Raw genomic sequence first — 25,564 nt, 5'->3', positions numbered from 1 at the left:
TATTTGAATAGCTCATTATTTGTTGTCGTTACATGTATGTAACTTTGAATTATGGTTGGTTTTGACTTTGTCAAAACCCGCACTCTGGCATATGTTCAATCATATTGATTGATTACCTATCATTGTTCAGTTTTCAAAGATCTGTACCAGCCACACCAGATATTATCTAGCTCGGAAGCACTTTTTATTTAAAGCGTTTCGTCAACTGGCGACTAGATTATAATAACATGTTGTCACTTTCATGTCAACACCTTTTTATAATCTTTTTTAGAATTTTGTAATCACCATCGTTTGAGGGGATTACATAAAAATCCTAAAATCGATTAATGGAAAACCTAGATGTTATCTACTGTTTCCTCATTAAGAAACAGTCGCTTCAACGACTGTATGGTTATTATAGTACAAACAAAGAATCAGTGCAACCCTTAATTTTAAAATAATTGAAACTTTTTACATGTTTTCCGTATAATGTATCTAATTATTTTCAATCTACTATATGTAGTACAATAAACTATCATTTAATCTCATTCTATAGTCTATAAATACAATATATGCTATTTTAGTGATTCGCACTAATTATATTTATTACATCGTCTATATAAAACAAATAACGCCACCAGAAGGTGGCGTTATTTGTATAAGGATTATTTATGCCCTAGTTAGGGGTTCTAGGGGATATACGGCCCCTATATCACCATATGAGGGGCCATATATTGTTTCATATGTATAAAGATATACGATTGCGATATTACTGCTGAATTGCTTTGCGCAAATCAATAGTATGAGGCGCGGAAGGTTCCATTGGCTCATTAATCGCTTTGCGAAGATCTACTTTAGCTTCTTCTTCTTTAGTAGGTTCTTCACTTGCTTTGTTTTTAACAGTTTCTTTAGCTGCGTACCAAATTGTTTCATTCATCATGTGACGAAGATCTTCATTGTTTACATGTTCTTGGTCTTGCGCCATGATATCCAAAATAGCGTCTTCCAAAGCACTAGCTTCTTCAGCAGTCATAGGACCACCGATTTCTTTTTGTCTTTGAATAACAGCGTTGATTTGGTCTACCATACCACGCAATACGTTGAAACCGTAGCTATTTACGAAACCACTTTTTTCATTATATTTTGGCATATCAAAGAATTCGTATTCATTTTTGTTACGGTTTTCACCATTCCAATTGAATGCGACTTCAAAGCCATGGACACGACCCAAAGAATGTGTACGGAAGTAATCCGCATAATTGTGTTTATCTTTGGAATGTAACCATTTAGTTTCAGCTTTAGTCAATTTTTCATGATTATCATGCTTAACTTTAGCTTGTGTGTAATTAACTTCTGCATTTCTCCATGCATCCACATATGTATGTAATGCTTGTACTGTTTGCGGACTAGCCACAGGTACAAGAACTACAGAACCTACAGACGGAGTCATGATAGGGTTTTTTAAGATTAAATTATCATCATATGTTGGAGCGCCCGCAGCATAACCAGTAACGGATGCAACGCTCATAATTGCAGCTGCTGTGAAAGCAAACATTGTAGATTTTTTCATATCTATTCCTCTTTTCATTGTCGAATATAAGCGATGGTGGAAGGATTCCTTACGGAACCCTTCGACCTTTGTATCTTATTACATACCTAATCTAGCCATCATAGCAGCCATTTGAGCTTTCAATTGGTCTACTTCGTTTTGTAAGCCAGCATTTTGAGCTTTAATTTGTTCATTTTCAGCTTTCAAATCAGATACTTCGCCTTTTAATCCGGCATTTTGAGCTTTCATAGAAGCCACTTCAGTTTGCATTGCGTATGTGGAACTGATAGGTCCTTTGCGGTAGCGATCAGCTACTGCACCTTCGCTATCACGGTTGCCAATTTTCCAAGTTACACCAGCGTTAGCCATCATATGGCTAGAGCCGCCAGCCCAGGAAATGCCACCATGGAACATTGTGGACTCGTTTTTGTAATGAGCTACGCCCAATGCCAATGCGGAGTTACCACGGTAGTTACCATAACCAGCCATGATTTGAGTTGGTTCCATTGGATCATATTGCATAGGTTTCAATGCAGACAATGCTGCACCTTGTGCACCTACAAGACCAATTTCTTCATTCAAGATATTTACACGAGGGTCGTTAACACCTTTAACGGAAAGGTCATAGTTGTAACCGCCTTGACCATTGTCTGTTCTGTTTAATGTTACAGAGTTGTCTTCGGAAGTTAATGTAGTACGGGAACCTTTCAATTGGTCAACGTTAACACCATCAGTACCAGCAATACCAGGAGCAAGATTTACAATTCTATTGTTTTCTAAACTCAAGTTACCGCCATGTACTTCAAATGCAGGGGTTACAGGAGCACGATCACCAGGAACACTACCAGGGTTGGAGTTGATTCTAAGTGTTGCACCACCATTGCTAATGGATCTTATTTCAGTCAAGTCATGAGCCAAGCTGTAAGTGATGGAGTTATCAATCTTATCGTCACCTTCAACTGGTTTACGTTCAACAACCATGTTGTCGCCAGCGATGTATTGAGTACCTTTTTCTACTTTTACAGGATTTTTGAGGCCTTTAGCTACGCCAGAGCCATCAGCACCAACGGATGCATTCACTTTCGCACCAGATAAATCAGCGTTTACAGTGTATGTTTTTTGACCAGTTGTGTTGTCAACAGAAGTATCAACAGTTACGTTGTTACCACCTTTAACGATGCTGCTTAAGCCAGTAATAACTTTTTTGCCTTCGTTAGTAATGTTAGACAAGTCTTGACGAGCGATACCAGAGATAGTTGCTTTCACAGGGTTACCGTTAGCATCTACCACTTGTTTACCAGCACCATCAACATAAGTCATTTCAACAGTACCATTTTGGCTAACTTCGTAGTTACCATCTTTGATACGAGTATCGTTAGCTTTGGAGATACGTTTGATGTCGCCAATGTTAGCGCCATTGGAATCTACATCGCCACCAGATTTCACGTTGTGAATTTGTTGGCCACCCATATCAACATTGTTCTTAGTGATAGTAGGACCACCAGTGATAGTCAAACCATCGTTGTTAACTACTGTATCACCAATTGTTACGGAGCCATTTGGAGTTAAGTCGATGTTATTGTTTAATGCGAATTCTACTTTTGCACCGTCAGCAGTGTTAGTTTGTTTAACAGTGAGGTTTTTACCACCAGAGAATTCCACAGTTTTACCATCAGTGATGTTTTTAGCTGTTTTATCGGAATCGCTAGTTGTATTGCCAGTAGATTTCACGTTAAAGCCGTTCATAGTGCCAAGGCCGTCAGCACTAATAGTCATTTTACCAGCTGCATCTGTGGAAACTTTGATGTGATCGCCACCTACTACGTTAACTTTGCCACCTACAGGTTTAACGTCTGTACCATTTGCTTGGATAGTCCAGATATCATCTAAGTTAGCAACTTGTTTTTTGTCGCCTTCCTTAGTTGTGTACTCGATACGGCTATTATCATTGTTGTATGTAATAGTTGTATGAGATGTTGGGCTACCTAAGTAGATATTCTTAGTTTGAACGCTGTTAAGCTCTTTCAAATCTTTATCTAATGCGAATTCGTAAGTTTGTTCATCGCCGTTCACAGTTTGTTTTACGTTCAAGTTTTTGCCTGCACCGTAATTTACTGTGTTGCCAGGTTTTACGATAGTTGCAGTGGAGTTACCTACAACATTACCTGTAGCATTAGCTTTCCAGCCAGAGTTGTTGATTGTATCTACTACAGTTTTAACTGTTGCAATACCATCTTTACCATCTACGCCTGGTTTGCCATCAACGCCGTCTTTCACTTTACCGATTGTTACATCGTATTTAACTTGACCATTTGCATCAACGGAAGCTGTTGTGTAGTTGCCGTCAACGAAGTTCAAGCCTTGAGACAATTTCACGGATTGAGTGTTTGTACCGTTTGCAGAGTATTTCAATTCTGCATCGCCAAGGTTAACTGCTTTTGCACTTACTTTGTAGATAGTTTGGCCATCAGCACCTATACGGGATGTTACTTTTACGTTGTCCCCTTCTTCAACCTCTGTTTTAGCAGATTTCAATTGAGCAACGTTAACTGCATCAGTGTTGTTCACACCAGCTTTTACATTAGTGATAAATTGATTACCAGCATTGATACCGCCTTTAGTAATGGATGGACCTTGGTTGATTACCAAACCATTATCAGTAATGCTAGTACCACCGATAGTCAAGGAACCTGCTGGAGTCAAGTCAATGTTTTGAGCCAATTGAACTTTCAATTTACCATCTACGTTGTTCACGCCGATGTTATTGTCAGTCAATTTAGTGCTGTTTGCACCACCAACGATATCCATTGTTTGGTTCAATTTCTTAGCGATAACCTTGGATTTATCTGTGCCTTGAGCATCATCGCCAGCATATTTCATGCCGTCATCCAATGTAGCCACTTCGTGTGTATTCTTGCTGTTATCTTCGTATACGATACGAGTGATACCATCTTTACCGTTTACACCTGGTTGGCCATCTTTAGCTTTCATAGTAAGACCATCTTTACCGTCTTTACCATTGAGGCCGATGGAGCCGTCTTTACCATTGATGACAACGGAGGAACCATCTTTACCGTTTACACCGATTTTACCGTCAACGCCTGGTTTGCCATCTTTACCGTCATGACCAACCTTGATGTCGTCGGACAATGCGTAGTTGTAAGTATGGTTGCCAGTTACTTGATCAACGATTTGTTCTACAGTTAAGTTTTTACCTGCACCAAAGTTTACAGTTGTACCTGGTTTAACGATTGTTGCAGCATGGTTATTGACTGTATTACCAGTAACATCACCTTTCCAGCCGGAGTTGTTGATTGTATCAACTACAGTTTTAACTGTTGCGATACCATCTTGACCATCTACGCCTGGTTTACCGTCAACGCCGTCTTTCACCTTACCGATTGTTACGTCGTATTTAACTTGACCATTTGCATCAACAGAAGCAGATGTGTAGTTACCGTCAACGAAGTTCAAGCCTTGAGACAATTTAACGGATTGCGTATTAGTGCCGTTAGCGGAGTATTTCAATACTGCATCGCCAAGAGCTACGTCGTTCGCATTAACAGTGTAAATTGTATGACCGTCAGTACCATAAGTTGTGTCTACAGTTACGTTATTACCAGCCTTAACTTCTGTTTTAGCTTTTTTCAATTGTTGTACGTTAACTGCATCAGTGTCGTTTACACCAGCATCTACGTTAACAATTGTTTTATTACCAGCGTTGATACCAGTCTTAGTGATGGAAGGACCACCAGAGATAGTCAAGCCATTGTTATTAACTACAGTATCGCCAATTGTTAAGGAACCAGACGGAGTCAAGTTAACTTCTTTGGACAATTGAACTTTCAACTTGCCATCTACGTTATTCACGCCGATGTTGTTATCAGTCAATTTGGATTTATCTGCACCACCAACAACGTCCATAGTTTCGTTCAATTTCTTAGCGATAACTTTGGATTTATCTGCGCCTTGTGCATCGTCGCCAGCATATTTCATGCCGTCATCCAAAGTAGCCACTTCTTGTGTATTCTTGCTGTTATCTTCGTATACGATACGAGTGATACCATCTTTACCGTTTACACCAGGTTGACCGTCTTTTGCTTTCATAGTAAGACCGTCTTTACCGTCCTTACCGTTGAGGCCGATGGAACCATCTTTACCGTTGATCACAACAGCAGAGCCGTCTTTACCGTTTACACCGATTTTACCGTCAACACCTGGTTTGCCATCTTTGCCATCGTTACCAACTTTGATGTCATTAGACAATGCATATGTATAAGTTTGTTCACCAGTTGCATTATCGATATGTTGAGCAATTGTTAAATTATCGCCTGCTGCGTAGGATACAGTTTTGCCGTTGCCTACAGCTGTTACAGCATGGTTACCAACTACGTTGCCTTTTGCATCTGTAGAGAAGGAGTAGCCGTCTTTGATTTGATCAGCCAAACCAGACAAGTCGATTTTCGCGATTGTACCAGTTTGTGTAGCGCCGTTGCCATCGTTGTATTTCAAAGTAACGGATTTATCTGCAGTGTTATATGCATATGTTGCAGTTGTTTCACCAGCACGGTCAGATGTGGTAGGTGCAATATGTAAATCGTTAGCTTTAGAGATACGAGTTACGTCACCAATGTTAGCTGCGTTGTTGATTACATCGCCACCAGATTTAAGGTTCGTGATGTTGTTGTCGCCCATATTCACATTGCCGCCACTGAATTTGAATTCATTGCCGCCAATTGTCAATGTTGCAGGACCATCATTCTTAATCGTAGTGATGTTTTTCAAATCTTTGTTCAATTGAACTTCGAGAGTATCAGCACCATCAGCTTTTACGTTGATGTTACCAGCAGCGCTCTTGAAAGTAGCAGAAGTTGTTTTATCTACGCCTTCACCTTGAACTTTTACAAGGCTGTTCAATTTATGATTATTCACTGTATCAGTGTTATTACCAGTGAATTTTAAACCGTCATCCAACGTAGCCACTTCGTGTTTAGTGTTTGTTTTATCTTCGTATACGATACGAGTGATGCCATCTTTACCGTTTACGCCAGGTTGGCCATTTTCAGCTTTCATAGTAAGACCATCTTTACCGTCTTTACCATTTAAACCGATGGAGCCGTCTTTACCATTGATGACAACGGAGGAACCATCTTTACCGTTTACGCCGATAGAACCATCTTTACCTGGTTTGCCATCTTTACCGTCGTTACCAACTTTGATGTCATCAGATAAAGCGTATTCAACTTTAGCGCCGTCGTTGTTGCTAGTTTGTTTTACAGTTAAGTTTTTGCCTGCTACCATTTCAACTGTTTTACCATCAGTAATAGTTTTTGCAGTTGCTTCGGAATCAGCAGTTGTATTACCAGAGGATTTCACATTCCATACGGATTGTGCAGCACCTGGGGCTACGTGCAAGTCATAAGTAATTTGGTTACCAGATTCTGTCTTGTTAATTGTTACAGAATTATCGTTAGAAGTTACTAATGTACGAGCATCTTTCAATTGTTGTACGTTAACCGCATCAGTGTTATTTACGCCAGCTTTCACATTAGTAATGTTCAAGTTACCAGCGTTGATGCCAGTCTTAGTGATGGAAGGACCACCAGAGATAGTCAAGCCACCATTGTTAACGATAGTGTCACCAATTTTCAAGGAACCATTCGGAGTCAAATCGATATTATTGTTAAGATCGTATTTAACAACGCCTTCAGCATCTACAGAAGCTGTTGTGTTGGAACCGTTTGTGAAGTTCAAACCTTTATCCAATGTAACTGTTTGAGCATTTTGGCCATTCGCTTTGTATGTCAAAGGAATTTGAGTAGCTGCTTTGTTGCCATCGAATGTTACTTGGTAAGTTGTGTTGTGGTTTGTTTCATCTTGAACAGGTGTCACAGTAATAGGGTTGTTAGTTGTATTTGTAGTATTTACAGTTACCGCTTCACGAGCTGCGTCTTTAACAGTATTACGGGATACATTCACTTCGTATTTAGCGTTTGCATCGCCAGTTTGTTTACCGTCAGCTACAGTGATGTCAGCGATGTTAGTGTCGCCTGCAGCAGCAGATTTTTTAACTACGCTTTCAACAGCAGCTTTATCGCCTGTAGGCAAGTTGCTCAAGTCGATCTTAGCTGTTTTGTTAATTGTATTATCATTGCCATCAACATATTCCAATGTAACTGTTTTATCAGCGTTCACTGTGTATGTTTTGTCTTTGATATGAATATCATTTTCTTTGGAGATACGTTTTACGTCGCCAATATTAGCTGCGTTGTTGATTACATCGCCACCAGATTTAAGGTTTGTGATGTTGTTGTCGCCCATATTCACATTGCCGCCGCTGAATTTGAATTCATTGCCGCCAATTGTCAATGTAGCAGGACCATCATTCTTAATCGTAGTGATGTTTTTCAAATCTTTGTTCAATTGAACTTCGAGAGTATCTGTACCATCAGCTTTTACGTTGATGTTACCAGCAGCGCTCTTGAAAGTAGCAGAAGTTGTTTTATCTACGCCTTCACCTTGAACTTTTACAAGGCTGTTCAATTTATGGTTGTTCACTGTATCAGTGTTGTTACCAGTGAATTTTAAACCGTCATCCAACGTAGCCACTTCATGCTTAGTGTTTGTTTTATCTTCGTATACGATACGAGTGATGCCATCTTTACCGTTTACGCCAGGTTGGCCATTTTCAGCTTTCATAGTAAGACCATCTTTACCGTCTTTACCATTTAAGCCGATGGAGCCGTCTTTACCATTGATGACAACGGAAGAACCATCTTTACCATTTACGCCGATAGAACCATCTTTACCTGGTTTGCCATCTTTACCGTCGTTACCAACTTTGATGTCATCAGACAAAGCGTATTCAACTTTAGCACCGTCGTTGTTGCTAGTTTGTTTAACAGTTAAGTTTTTGCCTGCTACCATTTCAACTGTTTTACCATCAGTAATAGTTTTTGCAGTTGCTTCGGAATCAGCAGTTGTGTTGCCAGAGGATTTCACATTCCATACAGATTGTGCAGCACCTGGAGCTACGTGCAAGTCATAAGTAATTTGGTTACCAGATTCTGTCTTGTTAATTGTTACAGAATTATCGTTAGAAGTTACTAATGTACGAGCATCTTTCAATTGTTGTACGTTAACCGCATCAGTGTTATTTACGCCAGCTTTCACATTAGTAATGTTCAAGTTACCAGCGTTGATGCCAGTCTTAGTGATGGAAGGACCACCAGAGATAGTCAAGCCACCATTGTTAACGATAGTGTCACCAATTTTCAAGGAACCGTTTGGTGTTAAATCGATGTTGTTGGACAATGCATAGGTGTAAGTATGTTCACCAGTTGTAGCATCGATATCTTGCTCAACAGTCAAATTTTTACCAGCAGCATAGGATACAGTTTTACCATTGCCAACAGCTGTAACAGCGTGATTACCAACTACATTGCCTTTCGCATCTGTGGAGAATGAGTAGCCATCTTTGATTTGATCAGCCAAACCGGACAAGTCGATTTTCGCGATTGTACCAGCTTGTGTAGCACCATTACCATCGTTATATTTCAATGTAACAGATTTACTTGCTGCATCGTATGCGTAAGATGTAGTTGTTTCACCTTGACGATTAGATGTTGTAGGAGCAATGTGTAAATCGTTTTCTTTAGAAATACGTTTTACGTCGCCAATATTAGCTGCGTTGTTGATTACATCGCCACCAGATTTAAGGTTAGTGATGTTTTGGTCACCCATGTTGATAGGACCATTTGTGATGTTAATGGAGTTAGGACCAAATTCCATTTTTGGACCATTTGTAGTATTGGAAATGGAATTGATGTTAACTAAATCTTTATTCACATCGTATTTAACAACGCCTTCAGCATCTACAGAAGCTGTTGTGTTTCTGCCGTTTGTGAAGTTCAAACCTTTATCCAATGTAACTGTTTGAGCATTTTGGCCATTCGCTTTGTATGTCAAAGGAATTTGAGTAGCTGCTTTGTTACCATCGAATGTTACTGTATAAGTTGTGTTATGGTTTGTTTCATCTTGTACAGGTGTCACAGTGATAGGGTTGTTAGTTGTGTTTGTAGTATTTACAGTTACTGCTTCACGAGCTGCGTCTTTTACGTCGTTACGGGATACGTTTACTTCGTAAGTTGCGCCTGCATCACCGAAGTTTTCACCAGCTTTAGGTGCAACTTTAGCGATATTTTTGTCGCTAGAACCAGCTACGTCTGCTTTAGCTTGTACTTTTTCAGTAGAAGCTGCAGTAGGTTTTACGTTGTTAACATCTACAGTATATACAGTTTTTGTGCTGCCATCTGCATTTTGAATTACATTGCTAGTTACCTTCGCAGCATTTTTACCTTCTACTACAACAGTGCTGTTCAATTTGTTTTTAGCGCTGTCGGACAAATCAGCTACAACGTTGCTACCAGCTGCAGTTGTTGTAATGTATTGACCATTGTTAGCACCAACTACACCAAAGCTCAAGCCGCCTTGTTTGTTCAATTTTTGTAATTCAGTAGCACCTGTATTACCAGTTAAACCAACTGTGTTATTGAAACCATTGTTAACGATTTTCAATTGTTCTTCAGTAGCGGCGCGACCTTTTTTAGCGAAGTCCGGAGCATCCAAAGTAACATTAGTCAAACCAGTGATGTCACCAACTTTAGCATTCAAGTTAATGTTGTGATCACCTGCTACGTTAACAGTTTGGTTACCACCGAATACAACCTTGCCATCGCCAGCTTTGTTTGTGATGGATGTAATGTCGTTTAAATCACCTTCAACGTCTACTTTGAAAGTTTTAACGCCATTGATTTCACGGTTGCTCACCTTTGTATTCTTACCATTTTCCATATCGATGGATTTTTTAGCAAGATTTTGGATGACTGTTTCGCCACCCTTGTTGATATTGGAAAGATCTTGTTTAGCAATACCTGTGATAACAGCCGTTTCGTTAGCAACATCTTTGTTGTTACCATCAAGGTAAGTCATTGTTACTTTACCGTTGTTATCAACTGCGTATTCACCAGGTTTGATGTGACGTTCGTCAGCACGAACTTGTTTCAATTGGCTAACATTAACTGCATCGTTATCATTTACACCAGCTTTCACATTAGTAATGTTCAAACCACCAGCGTTGATACCAGTTTTAGTAATGGAAGGACCACCGTTGATAGTCAAACCATTGTCGGTGATGTTAGTGTCCCCGATTTTGATAGACCCATCTGGAGTCAAATCGATGTCTTTGTTCAATGCAAATTCAACAGCTGCATTACCATTTTTATTAGTTTGTTTAATGGTCATGTTTTTGCCGGCTTGCATTTCCACAGTTTTGCCATCACGAATTTCTTGAACGCCAGCGGAACCTTGTGCCACTTTACCTTCTGTAGCAGAAGATTTCACGTTGAAGGAGCTCATGTCGCCAGTTTTCAAACCGCTCAAGTCGATAACTGCTTTAGGGCCGTTAACAGTGTTGCCATTACCATCTTGGTAAGTCAATGTAACCTTTTTATTAGCGTCTACAGTGTATTCAGTCACATTGTTGTTAGTGCCTGCTGTAGGTGCAATATGTAAATCATTAGCTTTGGAGATACGGATAACGTCGCCAATGTTAGCAGCGTTATTGATTACATTGCCACCAGATTTAAGGTTAGTAATGTTATTGTCACCAAGATCCAAGTTACCACCAGTGATGCTGATGTTGTTTGGACCAAAGTTCATTGTTGTACCACCATTGTTAGTGATGGATGTAATTTCTTTTAAATCCTTGTTCAAGGAATATGTATATGTTTGTTCGCCTGTAGATGGACTGATATCTTGTTTAACTGTTAAATTTTTACCAGCTGCATAATTAATAGTAGTGCCGCTTTCAACCTTAGTAGGTGTTGCAGTACCGTCTAATTTACCGCCATTAGCTTTAGCATTAGTCAAGAAATCATATTTTGCAGCAGCGTCAGCAGCATGAATTGTGTAAGTAGTTCTACCGTTTACAGTTACTTCATCAACCTTAACGTTTTTACCAGCTTTCACCATGCCTTTGTCATCAAAGCCAACAGTGATTTTAGAATCTTTCGCACCATCATGAGCCGCTACAGTAGATACACGACCTTCGCCGATAACGTTTAATTTACCACCGTCAGCCAAGAAATCACTAGAACCAGTGTTACCAGTTACAGCAACACCCACGTTTTTCAATTGAGCTACGTTAACAGCATCAGTATCTGCTGTACCTGCAGCAAGACCTGTCAATTGACGAGTCAATGTACTGCCATTACCGATGGATACAGCAGCAGTAGTAGCTGTGCGAACATTGTTAGCTAAGTTTGTGTAATGACGTGTATGGTCATCGGAAGGATTGTAACCTTTAACGCCTTTATCTGTTGTTGTAACAGAGCTAGAGCCTAGTGCTACACCATTGGCAATGTTAGCCTCTGCTGCATTACCCAAAGCAGTCGCAGCCTCTGCATTAGCTTTAGTTGTACGACCTAATGCGACGCCATATTTACCACCTGCACGAGAGCCAGCACCTTCAGCGATGGCAGCTTCCCCAGTAGCTTGAGATTGCATACCAATAGCAATGGAGTTTACACCAGATGCAATTACTTTAGGGGAACCTTTACCACTTTGACCAATAGCAATAGAATTGTCACCAGAAGCCTCTGCACGAGCACCGACTACAGTAGAGCCAGAACCAGATGCAGTTGTTTCACGACCGATAGCAATCGTATCTAAATGAGTTGCAACGTTGTCACGACCGATAGCGATTTGAGAGTTTTCATCTCTAGTATTCGCAGCATTTCGACCATCATTAGAAGAATCAGTCAAGTTGTTTTTACCAATGGAAATACCACCCATTGTTTTTGCATTATTAAATTGACCCAAAGTTACAGTGTCTGCTACATGGGATGTATTTTCAGAACCAATAGCAACAGAGTTTTGACCATTTGCATTATTGTTGTAACCAGCAGCAAAGGAACCTGCACCAGTAGCATTAGTATACACACCCATAGCGGATGCACTTGTACCAGTTGCACTGGAGTAATTACCTACTACAGTAGAATATTCACCTGCATGTTTAGGTGTTGTTTGCCAAGAGCCTTTGGTGTAATTAACATTATTGTAGGTACCAATAGCAATAGCAGCCTTAGCATCAGCATTATTCACATTACCAAGAGCAACAGAAGCTTTACCAGAAGCAGTATTACCAGCACCAACGGCTGTTGCCGCACCACCTGTAGCTTTATTTTCATTACCTACAGCTGTAGAAGCGTTATTTGTAGATGTATTTTTAGCACCAATTGCTACTTTGCCATCATGACCAGCTACGTTATCAGTAGTATTTTGATAGCCTACAACGATAGAGTTTTGACCAACATTATAGTTTTGACCATTGCTCTTTGGACTTGTATCTGCCCAGATATTAACATGGCTATTGCCAGTATCTACTCCAGCCATTGCTTGTTGAGGAGCAATGCCGCCCATAGCGCCAGCTACAGCTAAACCAGCCAATACGCTAGCTAGGACTTTCTTTTTGCCGTTATTATTTTTCGCAGTTTCAGGTACTACAACGTAGCAGCCTTTAGATTTGCTATAAACGACTTTAAAGACCTTATTCATAAAACCTTTGAACCCCTTTCTCATAAGTACATAATAAATGTAACTTTTACACTTTAGTTCACTTCATGAAGGGTGGAATTTCTCTCATTCACTCACACTTCATATATGATAACCTAATAATATCAATTTATTAACTAATTGTAAATACTTTTAGACTTAATTATTTAATGAAATTTTATATTTCAGATGAAAATAAACTGAAATTTATATATATGTGTAAAAATCAACTCATTTCTATAAAAGTACATTATAACAGCATTTATACCTTATTTTAGATTAATTTCTTCACCTACTTTTCATATATTTGTAGGTTCTTTTTAGTTTATAAATATGTTAAATAGTACAAAGATAGTCAGTTTTACGACTACATGTGGGCTTCTATTAACTATAAATTTAATAAACTTACAATTAGTAATAATATAGTAAATACAGGGGTTTAAGGGTAATAGCAAGACTTCTTATATTAAACAAATACACTACTCATTTTTAATATTAATTAATATATATCTATTAATATATGTTTCTATTATAAAGAAAATAATCGATTTACTATAAAAGATGAAAAAATCATATGCACAAAAAAACGCCCACACCATAGTGTGAGCGTCTTTTTTATAGGCCCTCATAAAGAAAGGGGGGGGATGTAAGAGTTACAATGAGGGCCATATACGATTGTAATTGTTCTATTAGTCTTATCGACTAATAGCGTCACGTAAATTAACTTTACGTGATTCTGGTTGATTAACCGGTGCTTTTGCAATCGCTGCACGAAGATCTACTTCATGGTCATCACCTACAGTAGGTTCTTCACTCGCTTTGTTTTTCACCGTTTGTTTTGAAGCAAACCAGATTGTGTCGTTCATGTAATGACGAAGTTCATCGTTATTTACATGTTCTTGATCATGAGCCATGATATCCAAAATTGCATCTTCCAAAGCTTGAGATTCTTCGTCAGTCATAGGACCACCGATTTTCTTTTGCTCTTGGATAACTGCGTTAATTTGGTCTACCATGCTACGAAGTACATTGTAACCGTAGCTATTAGTAAAACCATCTTGTTCATTATATTTCGGCATATCAAAGTATTCATATTCATTTTTGTTGCGGTTTTCACCGTTCCAGTTCATGAATACTTCTTGACCATGCACACGACCGATAGAATGTGTGCGGAAATAGTCAGCATAATTATGTTTGTCATAAGAATGTAACCATTTTACGTCCGCTTTAGTTAATTGTTCATGATTATCGCGTTTTACCTTAGCTTTTGCGATGTTGATTTCCGCATTTTGCCAAGCTTTCACATAATCATGAACAGCAGCCACAGTTTGTGGACTCGCTACAGGAACGAGTACAACAGAACCAAGTTGTGGCGTCATAACAGGGTTTTTAACGATTAAAGTATCATCATATGTAGGTGCACTAGCTGCGTGACCAGTAAGGGATGCAGCACTCATTAATACTGCTGCTGTGAAAGCAAGCATTGTAGATTTTTTCATATCTATTCCTCTTTTCTATGTCGTATCAAAAGGGATCCGAGGATTCTCAGTGTTGAGAATCCCCTTCCCAGTGTCTGTGAAAGTTTACAGTATCAAATTATAAACCTAATTTTGCCATCATTGCAGCAATTTGAGCTTTCATTTGTTCATTTTCTGCTTTCAAATCAGATACTTCGCCTTTTAATCCGGCATTTTGAGCTTTCATAGCTGCCATTTCTTGTTGCATTGCATATGTAGAGCTGATAGGACCTTTGCGGTAACGATCTGCTACTGCAGCTTCGCTATCACGGTTACCAACTTTCCAAGTTACACCAGCGTTTGCCATCATGTGGCTAGAACCACCAGCCCAGGATACGCCACCATGGATTAATGTAGATTCATTTTTGTAATGAGCTACGCCAAGAGCCACGGCAGAGTTACCACGGTAGTTACCATAACCAGCCATGATTTGAGTTGGTTCTAATGGATCGTATTGGATAGGTTTCAACGCTGCAAGAGCTGCGCCTTGAGCACCTACACGACCGATTTCTTCACCAAGTTTATCAACTCGAGGATCTGCACCAGGAACACCAGTTACAGACAAGTCGTAAACTTTTGCACCATTAGCATCTGTAGATTCAGTAATACCTACAGAGTTATTAGAGGATTTAACCTTAGTCAATTGACCTACAGTTGCAGCATCACTTGCGGCTGTACCTTTCTTAAGATTAGTAATTTTGTTACCACCCATGTTAAGGTCGCCACCAGAGATTTGTACTGCAGGAGTATTAGTTGCACCACCAGGATTGCTGTTAAACGTAATGGAAGAACCACCGTTGGAAATCTTATTGATACCACCTAATTCATTAGCCAATTGGACTTTCAATTTACCACCGTCGTTATTCACACCGATGTTATTGTCAGTCAATTTAGTCTTGTCTGCACCACCAACGATATCGATAGTTTGGTTCAATTTTTTGGAGATAACTTTAGTTTTATCTGTACCTTGAGCGTCATCACCAGCGTATTTTACACCATCATCGTGAGTTGCTACTTCATGATCGTTACCATCTTTATCTTTGTATACGATACGAGTAATACCATCAGTACCATTTAAACCAGGTTGGCCTTCTTTAACAGTAATGTCAGCAGTTGCATTTTTACCATCTTTACCTGCAGGGCCAGTTAAACCAATGTGACCGATACCGTCTTTACCGGAGATAGATACAGCATCTTTACCGTCTTTACCGATAGAAACTTTACCGTCAACACCATTCGCACCATCTTTACCAGTAATGGATACACCGTCTTGACCATCAACGCCATCTTTACCAGGAACGCTAACAGATTCTAAACCTTTAAGGTTTTTGTTAAGACCGATTTCAACAGTTGTATTACCAGTTGTTGGATCTTGTGTAATGTTAGTTCTGATATTATCAGTGTTGTATTTATCTGTAAAGTTTTCGGTAGTGCCGAGAGCGCCTGTACCAGCAATAGTTACTTTAGAACCAAGTTTATTTGTCTTAGGATCTCCGTTATTTGCATCGAATACAAGGCCTTTGTCGATAAGAGCATCAGATGTAGATTTGAGGTCAGTTACATTAACTGCACCATACTTAGCATTAGGATCAGCTGCTGCTGTATTAATCTTATCTAAGAATGTAGTACCAGTTTTATCAGCGATGGAGGAACCAACGTTTTGTAACTTAGTAGGATCTGTAGAAGAGTTACCAGCACTGTTCATAGATGCAATCACTTGGTTTGCAGGAACTACTGTACCAGTACCATCAATGTTTGTTGTGAAAGTACCATTTGGTTGTTTGTAAACTTTAGTGCCATCTTCCTTAGTATACACAACAGGAGTTTGTGCATTATTTACAACACCTTGGTTGTTGACAGTGATGTCATATTGGTGACCTTTAGTTGCATCATAAGTTGCAGATGTAGGGTCGTTTTTATCAACTACTTTGATGGAGCTATCAGAAGATGTAACAGTTGTAACATTATCTTTCAATTGTTTTACGTTTACTGCATCAGTATTAGCTGTGCCAGCTGCAACATTAGTAATTTTGTTACCACCATTATCAAGACCTTGGTTAGTCAACTTAACATCAGTTGTAGTTGTACCAGGAGTTGTAGGAGCTTTAATTGTAATGCCATCGTTATTTACAACAGTATCACCCATTGTTACAGAGCCATCTTTAGTGAGGTTAAGATCTTTGTTCATCTTAACAGTTAAAGTATTTTGACCATCTGCTTCAACTGCGATGTTACCAGCTGCAGATTTCAACTCTTGGCCATTAGCTTCTAATTTACCAGCTGCATTTTCAGTAACGCCTTCACCTTGAACCTTCACAAGAGAATTCATTGGTTGTTTATTTTCTTTAGAAGTGTTGTTACCAGTGAAACGCAAGCCATCATCCATAGTCGCTACTTCACGTTTAATATCGTTGCCATCAGCATCTTTCAATGGGTTGCCATTAGCATCTTTTGGTACGTAAACAATACGTTGAGATTGATTACCATTATTTGCTTCTGGTTTCACAAGAGTTTGTTTACCATTTTCAGTAGAAATATCTACAGATTTGCCGTTTGTACCAGCAGGACCTTGAGGGCCTGTTAAGCCGATTGTACCAACGCCATCTTTACCAGCGATAGATACAGCGTCTTTGCCATCTTTACCAGAGATACCAACTTTACCATCGATACCATTTGTACCAGGAATGCCAGGGGCACCAGTAGCACCTTGAGGACCAACGATAGTTACGCCATCTTTACCAGCAATACCATCTTTACCATTAACAACAACTTTGTCCAAGTTAGTAAGATCTTTGTCTAAGCTAAATGTATAAGTTTGAGTTTTGTTAGTAGCATCAATATCTTGTTTTACAGTCAAGTTTTTGCCTGCTGCAAAGTTAACAGTACCACCATTTTCAACAGCTGTTGCCGCTGCAGGAGTTGTAGCATCATTTGCTACTGTACCACCATTAGCAGTTGCATTAGCTTTGAAACCAAAGTTATTGCCACCTGCTGGGATGTTCAAATCAGTGAAATCAAGAACTGCTTTAGGGCCAGTTACAGCTTTACCATTGCCATCGTTATAAGTCAATGTAATAGTCTTACTAGCTGAGTCGTATTTGTATACCATATCAGTGGAGCCAGCAGTTTTTACTACGCCACCTTTATCAGTATCAGTACCACCAGATGTAGGTGCAATGTGAAGTTCATTTGCTTTCAACGCATCAGCAGTAGTCTTAAGATCTCTTACGTTAACCGCTGCAAATGGAGTGTTAGTAGCTGCATTATCAAGCTTAGTTAAGAATGTATTACCAGTAGCTGTACCAGGTTTATCGATTGCAGAACCAACGTTATTAACGATGGAGTTACCACCAGTTCTGTTACCAGCTGCATCTTGGAAGGATACGATTACATCGCTTGCAGGTACATCGTTACCAGGAGCACCATCAACGTTAGTTGTGAAAGTACCATCTGGACGTTTAACTACTTTAGTACCATCAGCTTTAGTGTAAACCGCTGGAGTTACAGCATTTACAGTGTAAGTTGTTTGACCAGTCTTAGTATCAGATGTAGATGTAACAGTTACGTTATCGCCAGCTTTTACGATTGTACCAAGACCAGTAATGACTTTCTTACCAGCATCATTGATGTTGGAGAGGTCAGATTTAGCAATGCCTTTGATCTTAGTCATAATAGGGTTGTTAGATGTATCTTTAACAACATCACCATTACCATTAGTGTAAGTTAATGTTACTTCATCATCAGCTGCATTAGTATCGATAGTTTTGTCGCCTACTGTATAGTTGCCTTGAGTGATATGTTTTTCATCAGCAAGGTTAGCTACTTTATTAGTAGTTGTTGTACCACCATTGTTAGTAGTGTATGTAATGCGGTCGCCATCTTTCTTGATGGAGATGTTATCATTTGCATCACCAAGTTTGATTTCTTTAGTTGTTACGCTGTCTAAACCTTTAAGGTTTTTGTTCAACTTAACAGTTAACTTATCAATACCATCAGCTTCTACTGCGATGTTGTCAGCAGCAGACTCGAATTTAGTACCGTCAGAAGTTTGAATTTCTTTAGTACCAGCTGCATCAGTACCTTCTTTAGTACCTTCACCTTGAACTTTTACAAGTGTATTAAGTTTATGGTTATTTTCAGTGGATTCATTGTTACCAGTGAATTTCAAACCATCGTTAAGAGTTGCAACTTCTTGTTTGCCACCTTTATCTTCGTATACGATACGAGTCATGCCATCTTTGCCGTTATGACCATTAACGCCATCATGACCATCTGTACCATCAACGCCTTTAGCGCCTTTTTCTACAGTGATTTCAACACGGTTTTTACCGTCTTTACCATCAACACCATCTTTACCATCGATACCGATTTTACCATCTTTACCGTTTTGACCAGTTACAGTCACAGTTTCAACGGAAATATCTTTATCAAGAGAGTATGCAACAGATGCATTACCAGCAGTATCGTTAGTTTGCGTAACTGTCAAGTTTTTGCCAGCTTGCATTGTTACTGTTTTAGTGTCAGCAATATTTTGAGTAGTATCACCAGCATGAGTACCTTCTGTAGCAGATACTACACCAGAGTTAAGATTCCAAGTAGATTTTGCTACTGTACCAGTTGTAGATACTTTCAAGTCATATGTTACTTGACCTGTTGTAGAATTTTCATTAGATGTAACAGTTACAGATTTATCTGTGGATGTTACAACGGTACGCATACCTTTCAATTGGTTCAAGTTAACTGCGTCAGTGCCATCTGTGCCAGGAGCCAAATTCACAATCTTATTGTTTGTTGTGCCATCGCCCATGGACAAGTTGCCACCAGAGATAGTTACAGCAGGAGTAGTTGCACCAGCTGGAACATCACTAATAGTGATAGAAGAACTGCCATTAGAGATAGAGTTAATATCTTTCAATGCTTTAGCTAAACCAACATTGATTGTTGTGTTACCATCAGTTCCTTGTTCAATATTAGTTCTAATATTAGCTGTGTTGTATTCATCAGCATATGCTTTACCAGCAGTTAAAGCACCAGAACCTTGAACTGTTACTTTAGAGCCAAGTTTATTTGTTTTTTCGCCACCTTCGTTAGCGTCAAATTTCAAACCTTTACCGATGATTGCATCAGATGTATTTTTAAGATCTTTTACGTTAACAGCTGCATTTGGAGTATTAGTAGCTGCATTATCAAGTTTAGTTAAGAATGTATCACCAGTGGATGTACCAGTTTTATCGATTGCAGAACCAACATTATTAACAATGGAGTTACCACCAGTTCTGTTACCAGCTGCATCTTGGAAGGATACGATTACATCGCTTGCAGGTACATCGTTACCAGGAGCACCATCAACGTTAGTTGTGAAAGTACCATCTGGACGTTTAACTACTTTAGTACCATCAGCTTTAGTGTAAACCGCTGGAGTTACAGCATTTACAGTGTAAGTTGTTTGACCAGTTTTAGTATCAGATGTAGATGTAACAGTTACGTTATCGCCAGCTTTTACGATTGTCCCAAGACCAGTAATGACTTTCTTACCAGCATCATTGATGTTGGAAAGGTCAGATTTAGCAATGCCTTTGATCTTAGTCATAATAGGACTGTTAGCTGTATCTTTAACAAGATCACCATTACCATCAGTGTAAGTTAATGTTACTTCATCATCAGCTGCATTAGTATCGATAGTTTTGTCGCCTACTGTATAGTTGCCTTGAGTGATATGTTTTTCATCAGCAAGGTTAGCTACTTTATTAGTAGTTGTTGTACCACCATTGTTAGTAGTGTATGTAATGCGGTCGCCATCTTTCTTGATGGAGATGTTATCGTTTGCATCACCAAGTTTGATTTCTTTAGTTGTTACGCTGTCCAAACCTTTAAGGTTTTTGTTCAACTTAACAGTTAACGTATCAGCACCGTTAGCTTCTACTGCGATGTTGTCTTTAGCAGACTCGAATTTAGTACCGTCAGAAGTTTGAATTTCTTTAGTACCAGTTGCATCAGTACCTTCTTTAGTACCTTCACCTTGAACTTTTACAAGTGTATTAAGTTTATGTTTGTTTTCAGTGGATTCATTATTACCAGTGAATTTCAAACCATCGTTAAGAGTTGCAACTTCTTGTTTGCCACCTTTATCTTCGTATACGATACGAGTCATGCCATCTTTGCCGTTATGACCATTAACGCCATCATGACCATCTGTACCATCAACGCCTTTAGCGCCCTTTTCTACAGTGATTTCAACACGGTTTTTACCGTCTTTACCGTCAACACCATCTTTACCATTAATACCGATTTTACCATCTTTGCCGTTTTGACCAGTTACAGTTACAGTTTCAACAGAAATATCTTTATCTAAGGAGTATGCAACGGATGCATTACCAGCAGTATCATTAGTTTGTGTAACTGTCAAGTTTTTGCCAGCTTGCATTGTTACTGTTTTAGTGTCAGCAATATTTTGAGTAGTATCACCAGCATGAGTACCTTCTGTAGCAGATACTACACCAGAGTTAAGATTCCAAGAGGAAGATGTTGTGGAACCTGTATTAGCTACAGTAATCTTGAAGTCAGTGTTATCACCAACAGTTGTAGGTGTTACTGTTACGTTAGTGGAACCAGAAGATACAGTGTATGTTTTGTTCAATTTAGCTTTAGCATCAGCAGTTAAATCAACATTAACATTAGAGCCATTTGCTGTTGTACTGATATATTGGTTAGCACCACCTGTACCAGAACCATCACCTTTAATGTTGAATTTGATACCACCTGCATTATCTAATTGGAACTTAGTTGTTTCATTAGTGTCTGCACCTAAGTTGATTTTATTGTTGAATTTATCATTCACAACTTTCAACTGTTCTTCAGTTGCCGCACGGCCTTTAGTAGCAAAATCACTACCAGCTGCTGTTGGGATTGTAGTGTTAGTCAATCCTGTGATGTCACCTGTTTTACCATTTAAGCTAATAGGATGATCACCATTTACTGTTACAACTTGGTCATTACCAAAGGAAATTTTACCAGAGCCAGCACCATTTGTAATGGAGGAGATATTAGCTAAATCACCTTTTACATTTACTTTATAAGGTGTTGCAGTTGTACCATCACCTTCAACAGTTGTATTTTCACCATCTTCAAGTTTAGTTTTAGCGTCTTTTAATTGTTTTACATTAACTGCATCAGTATCAGCTTTACCTTCAGCTACGTTAACAATTTTGTTACCGCCATTATCTAAGCCAGTATTAGTCAATTTAACATCAGTTGTAGTTGTACCAGGAGTTGTAGGAGCCTTAATTGTAATACCACCGTTATTAACTGTAGTACCACCAACCGTTAAGGAACCAGCATTAGACAAATCAACATCTTTGTTCAAATTGTACTTAACAACGCCTTCATTATCGATTTCTGCTGTTGTATTTGTACCATTTGTAAAGTCTAAACCTTTTTCTAATGTAACAGTTTTAGCACCATTGCCATTAGCTTTGTATGTCAAAGGAATCACTTTAGCTGCTTTATTACCGTCGAATTTCACTTCGTATGTAGTGTTATGGTTAGTATCATCTTTCACAGGGTTAACAGTAATAGGATTATTTGTATCAGCTGTGTATGTACCACCTGTAGTTGTACCACCATTGTTTATGGTTACAGCTTCACGAGCTGCATCTTTTACTACATTACGGGAAACATTAACTTCGTATTGAGCATCTGCATCGCCAGTTGCTTTACCACCAGCTACTGTGATGTCAGCAATGTTTGTATCGCCTGTTACAGCTTTCTTAACTACACTTTCAGTGGAAGCTGCACCAGCAGGTGTGTTAGCAACAGATACTTTGTAAACTGTTTTGCTTGGATCAGTTGTATCAGTCGCTACTGTAACATTTTTAGAGCCCGCTTCTACTACAACTTTATGTTCTAATTTAGCTTTTGCATCATCGGACAAATCTGCTACAACATTGCTACCGGAAGCAGTTGTTGTAATGTATTTACCATTATCTGCGCCAACTACGCCGAAGCTCAAGCCACCATTTTGGTTTAATTTTTGTGTGCCAGTAGCACCAGAATTACCAGTTAATTTAACTGTGTTGTTGAAGCCATCGCTTACTTTTTTCAATTGGTCTTCTGTTGCTGCACGACCAGATACAACAGTTGGGTTAGTAATATTCCAATCTTTATTTTGTAAGCCAGTTACATAGCCACCTTTACCATCAAAAGAGATAGGATGATCGCCACCAACTTTTACAACTTGGTCACCTTCGAAGGAGATTTTACCAGAGCCAGTACCATTTGTGATGGAGGAGATATCAGCTAAATCACCTTTCACATTTACTTTGTAAGTTACGCTGTTATCAGTTGTATCTGTACCTTCTTCAACAGTTGTGTTTTGACCATTGATAACTTTTGACTTCTTAGCAATGCCAGTAATTTTAGCTGTTTCAGTTTGTTCAGCACCATTACCATCAACATATTTTAATGTTACAGAACCATCATTTGCTACTGCATATGTGCCAGGTTTAATGTGTTTTTCAGTATCTTTTAATTGTTTTACGTTTACTGCATCAGTATCAGCTGTACCAGCTGTAACATTTGTGATTTTCTTGCTACCAGCATCGATACCAGTTTTAGTAATGGATGGACCACCAGTAATAGTCATACCAGCATTAGTGATTTTAGTATCGCCAATTGTTAAAGAACCATCTTTAGTCAAATCAACATCTTTATTCAAGGAATATGTGAATTGTTTATCATTTTGATCTAATACAATATTTTTACCAGCACTCAAGGTAACTTTACTGCCAGGATTTACCAATTTAGTTGCTTGAGTACCTGTTACACTACCACCATTATTAGAAGAAACTACATTCCAACCAGAAGCATTGATTGCATCAGCTACATTTGTAGTTGTTGCAAGACCATTTGTAGTAGGAGCTACCGCTTTACCTGCAGCATTAGCATTAATAGCATCACCAATTTTAGCTTTTACTGTAATACCAGTTCCATCAGCAGATGTAGTGATGAAATCGCTACCTTTTACGTTTAATGTATGATCTTTCAATAATACATCACTATTACCAGTATCACCAGCATATTTCAAGTTAACGTTTTTCAATTGAGCTACGTTAACTGCATCAGTATCTGCAGTACCTGCTGCAAGACCTGTTAATTGACGGGTTTTAGCAGAGCCATCACCGATAGAAACAGCTGCTAAAGTGGATGTACCAACTGCACCAGCTTGAGTGCTATATTTATCTGTACGATCAGATGCTGGATTGTAACCTTGTACACCTGCCGCAACAGTTGTTTTAGATTCAGAACCAAGCGCTACGCCACCTGCAATGTTAGCAGTTGCACTATGACCGATTGCAGTAGCATCAGCTTTAGTTGCTTCTGAAGCCCAACCAATAGCTGCAGCACCAGAAGCAGCTTTCGCTACAGACGCTTTACGACCAATTGCTACGGCACCCTCAGCTTCTCCATCAGCATCACCAGTACCTGCACTTGCACCAGGGCCGAATGCAGTAGCACCCAAACCATTCGCAACGGCTTGTGTACCGAATGCAGCACTGGAAGCGCCAATAGCTTGTGCATAGCCACCAATAGCTGTACCATTATTGCCTGTTGCTTCAGTTTTAACACCAATTGCAATTGTATTGTTATTATCAGCTTTTACTTCTTGACCGATAGCAATCATGCCAGATGCACTTTTAGCTTTACCATCTGCTTGCGCACCATTACCAATTGCAAGTGCAAAAATATTATTTACTTGACCTGTAGCCTTATTAATTGTGTCATTACCACGAGCAATAGTTTGCAATGTTGTACCATCGTTAGTTGCTACACTACCAATAGCAATGGTTTTACCTGTACCAGCAATTACTTTTGTACCAATACCAATGCTATCTTCACCAGTGGTTGTATTCTCACTACCTACGGCTACGTTACGTTCACCGTTTGTAGTATTTTTATAACCTGCAGCTAAAGAACCAGCAAGATTGATTTGATTCTCACGACCAAATGCACTTGCTTGAGTGGCAGTTGCCGCAATAGTATTAGAAGAACCAACTGCTGAAGAATCATCAGCTTGAGCCTTATTATTAACACCAAGTGCTGTTGCTGAAGTACCTGTAGCTTTGCTCACACGACCAATAGCAACTGCATTAGTACCAGTTGCTTCAGCTTGGTAACCATAAGCCGCGGAGTAGTCACCTTTTGACCAGCTAAATGCACCTACAGCTGTAGAATATACTCCTGTTTCTTTAGTATTATATTTAGGTTTGTCCGCAGTACCTACATTAGCAGTTTCCGCATTAACATATGTACCAATTGCTACTGTACCATCTTTTTCTGCACGAGCTACGTTACCAATCGCTACAGATTGTTTTGCTTTTGCAGCAGAGCCATGACCAACAGCTACTACTGCCGTCCCTCTAGCTTCATTACTATTACCAAGAGCTAATGTGGAATCACCTGCCGCTATATTCGCTGTACCATAGATAATTCGACCTAAGTTGCCAGCGGCAGCATCAGTTGCATTTTCATAACCAACTACTACAGAGTTTGTACCAACATAGTTACCAGTTTTTGCATTTGGAGCGATATTGATTTTACTACCGCTATCATCATAAGAAGCCAAAACTGGTGTACCGGATGCACCAATACCAGCCATAGCTAAGCCAGCCAATACGCTAGCCAAAACTTTTTTCTTACCACCATTGTTTTTCGCTACTTCAGAAACTACTACATAGCATTCTTTTGTTTTGCTCCAAACAACTTTAAAAATCTTATTCATAGAAACTATGAACCCCTTTCTCTTTAGACACAATTACAATCAAAAAATTCCTTATTTTTTGATGAGTCTTTATATATACATTAAAATGCAGTGCAAAAAGTATTATTTTTACCGCATTTCATTTTTTAC

Annotated in this window: 4 protein-coding genes; all 4 read right to left on the bottom strand. The window is 39.1% G+C overall.

Going from position 1 to position 25,564, the window contains the following annotated elements:
* Positions 1-748 precede the first annotated feature (748 nt).
* The 4 genes from VTHSUH11_RS05925 to VTHSUH11_RS05910 all read right to left on the bottom strand — a co-directional run bounded on the left by VTHSUH11_RS05925 (position 749) and on the right by VTHSUH11_RS05910 (position 25,435).
* On the bottom strand, positions 749-1,549 hold the full coding sequence (locus tag VTHSUH11_RS05925) for a hypothetical protein (protein WP_105092985.1): 801 nt from the start codon (positions 1,547-1,549) through the stop codon (positions 749-751).
* Between the two features lie 78 nt (positions 1,550-1,627).
* Complete coding sequence (locus VTHSUH11_RS05920; RefSeq protein WP_105092984.1) at positions 1,628-13,144, bottom strand: ESPR-type extended signal peptide-containing protein; 11,517 nt, start codon at positions 13,142-13,144, stop codon at positions 1,628-1,630.
* A gap of 692 nt (positions 13,145-13,836) precedes the next feature.
* A complete protein-coding gene (locus VTHSUH11_RS05915; protein WP_105092983.1) occupies positions 13,837-14,640 on the bottom strand; it encodes a hypothetical protein in 804 nt (267 codons plus the stop codon).
* 97 nt (positions 14,641-14,737) lie between these two features.
* Positions 14,738-25,435, bottom strand: a complete 10,698-nt coding sequence (locus VTHSUH11_RS05910; RefSeq protein ID WP_105092982.1) for an ESPR-type extended signal peptide-containing protein — start codon at positions 25,433-25,435, stop codon at positions 14,738-14,740.
* Positions 25,436-25,564: the final 129 nt, after the last annotated feature.

It is taken from the genome of Veillonella tobetsuensis, from assembly GCF_002959935.1.
GTDB classification, from domain to species: Bacteria; Bacillota; Negativicutes; order Veillonellales; family Veillonellaceae; genus Veillonella; species Veillonella tobetsuensis.
The sequence above is the reverse complement of the archived record's forward strand: the minus strand, read 5'-3'. Positions and strand labels throughout refer to the sequence as shown.

Excerpts from the sequence above, each read along its gene's own strand:
- VTHSUH11_RS05925 (WP_105092985.1), bottom strand. The coding sequence starts at position 1,549 with ATGAAAAAATCTACAATGTTTGCTTTCACAGCAGCTGCAATTATGAGC.
- VTHSUH11_RS05920 (WP_105092984.1), bottom strand. The coding sequence starts at position 13,144 with ATGAATAAGGTCTTTAAAGTCGTTTATAGCAAATCTAAAGGCTGCTAC.
- VTHSUH11_RS05915 (WP_105092983.1), bottom strand. The coding sequence starts at position 14,640 with ATGAAAAAATCTACAATGCTTGCTTTCACAGCAGCAGTATTAATGAGT.
- VTHSUH11_RS05910 (WP_105092982.1), bottom strand. The coding sequence starts at position 25,435 with ATGAATAAGATTTTTAAAGTTGTTTGGAGCAAAACAAAAGAATGCTAT.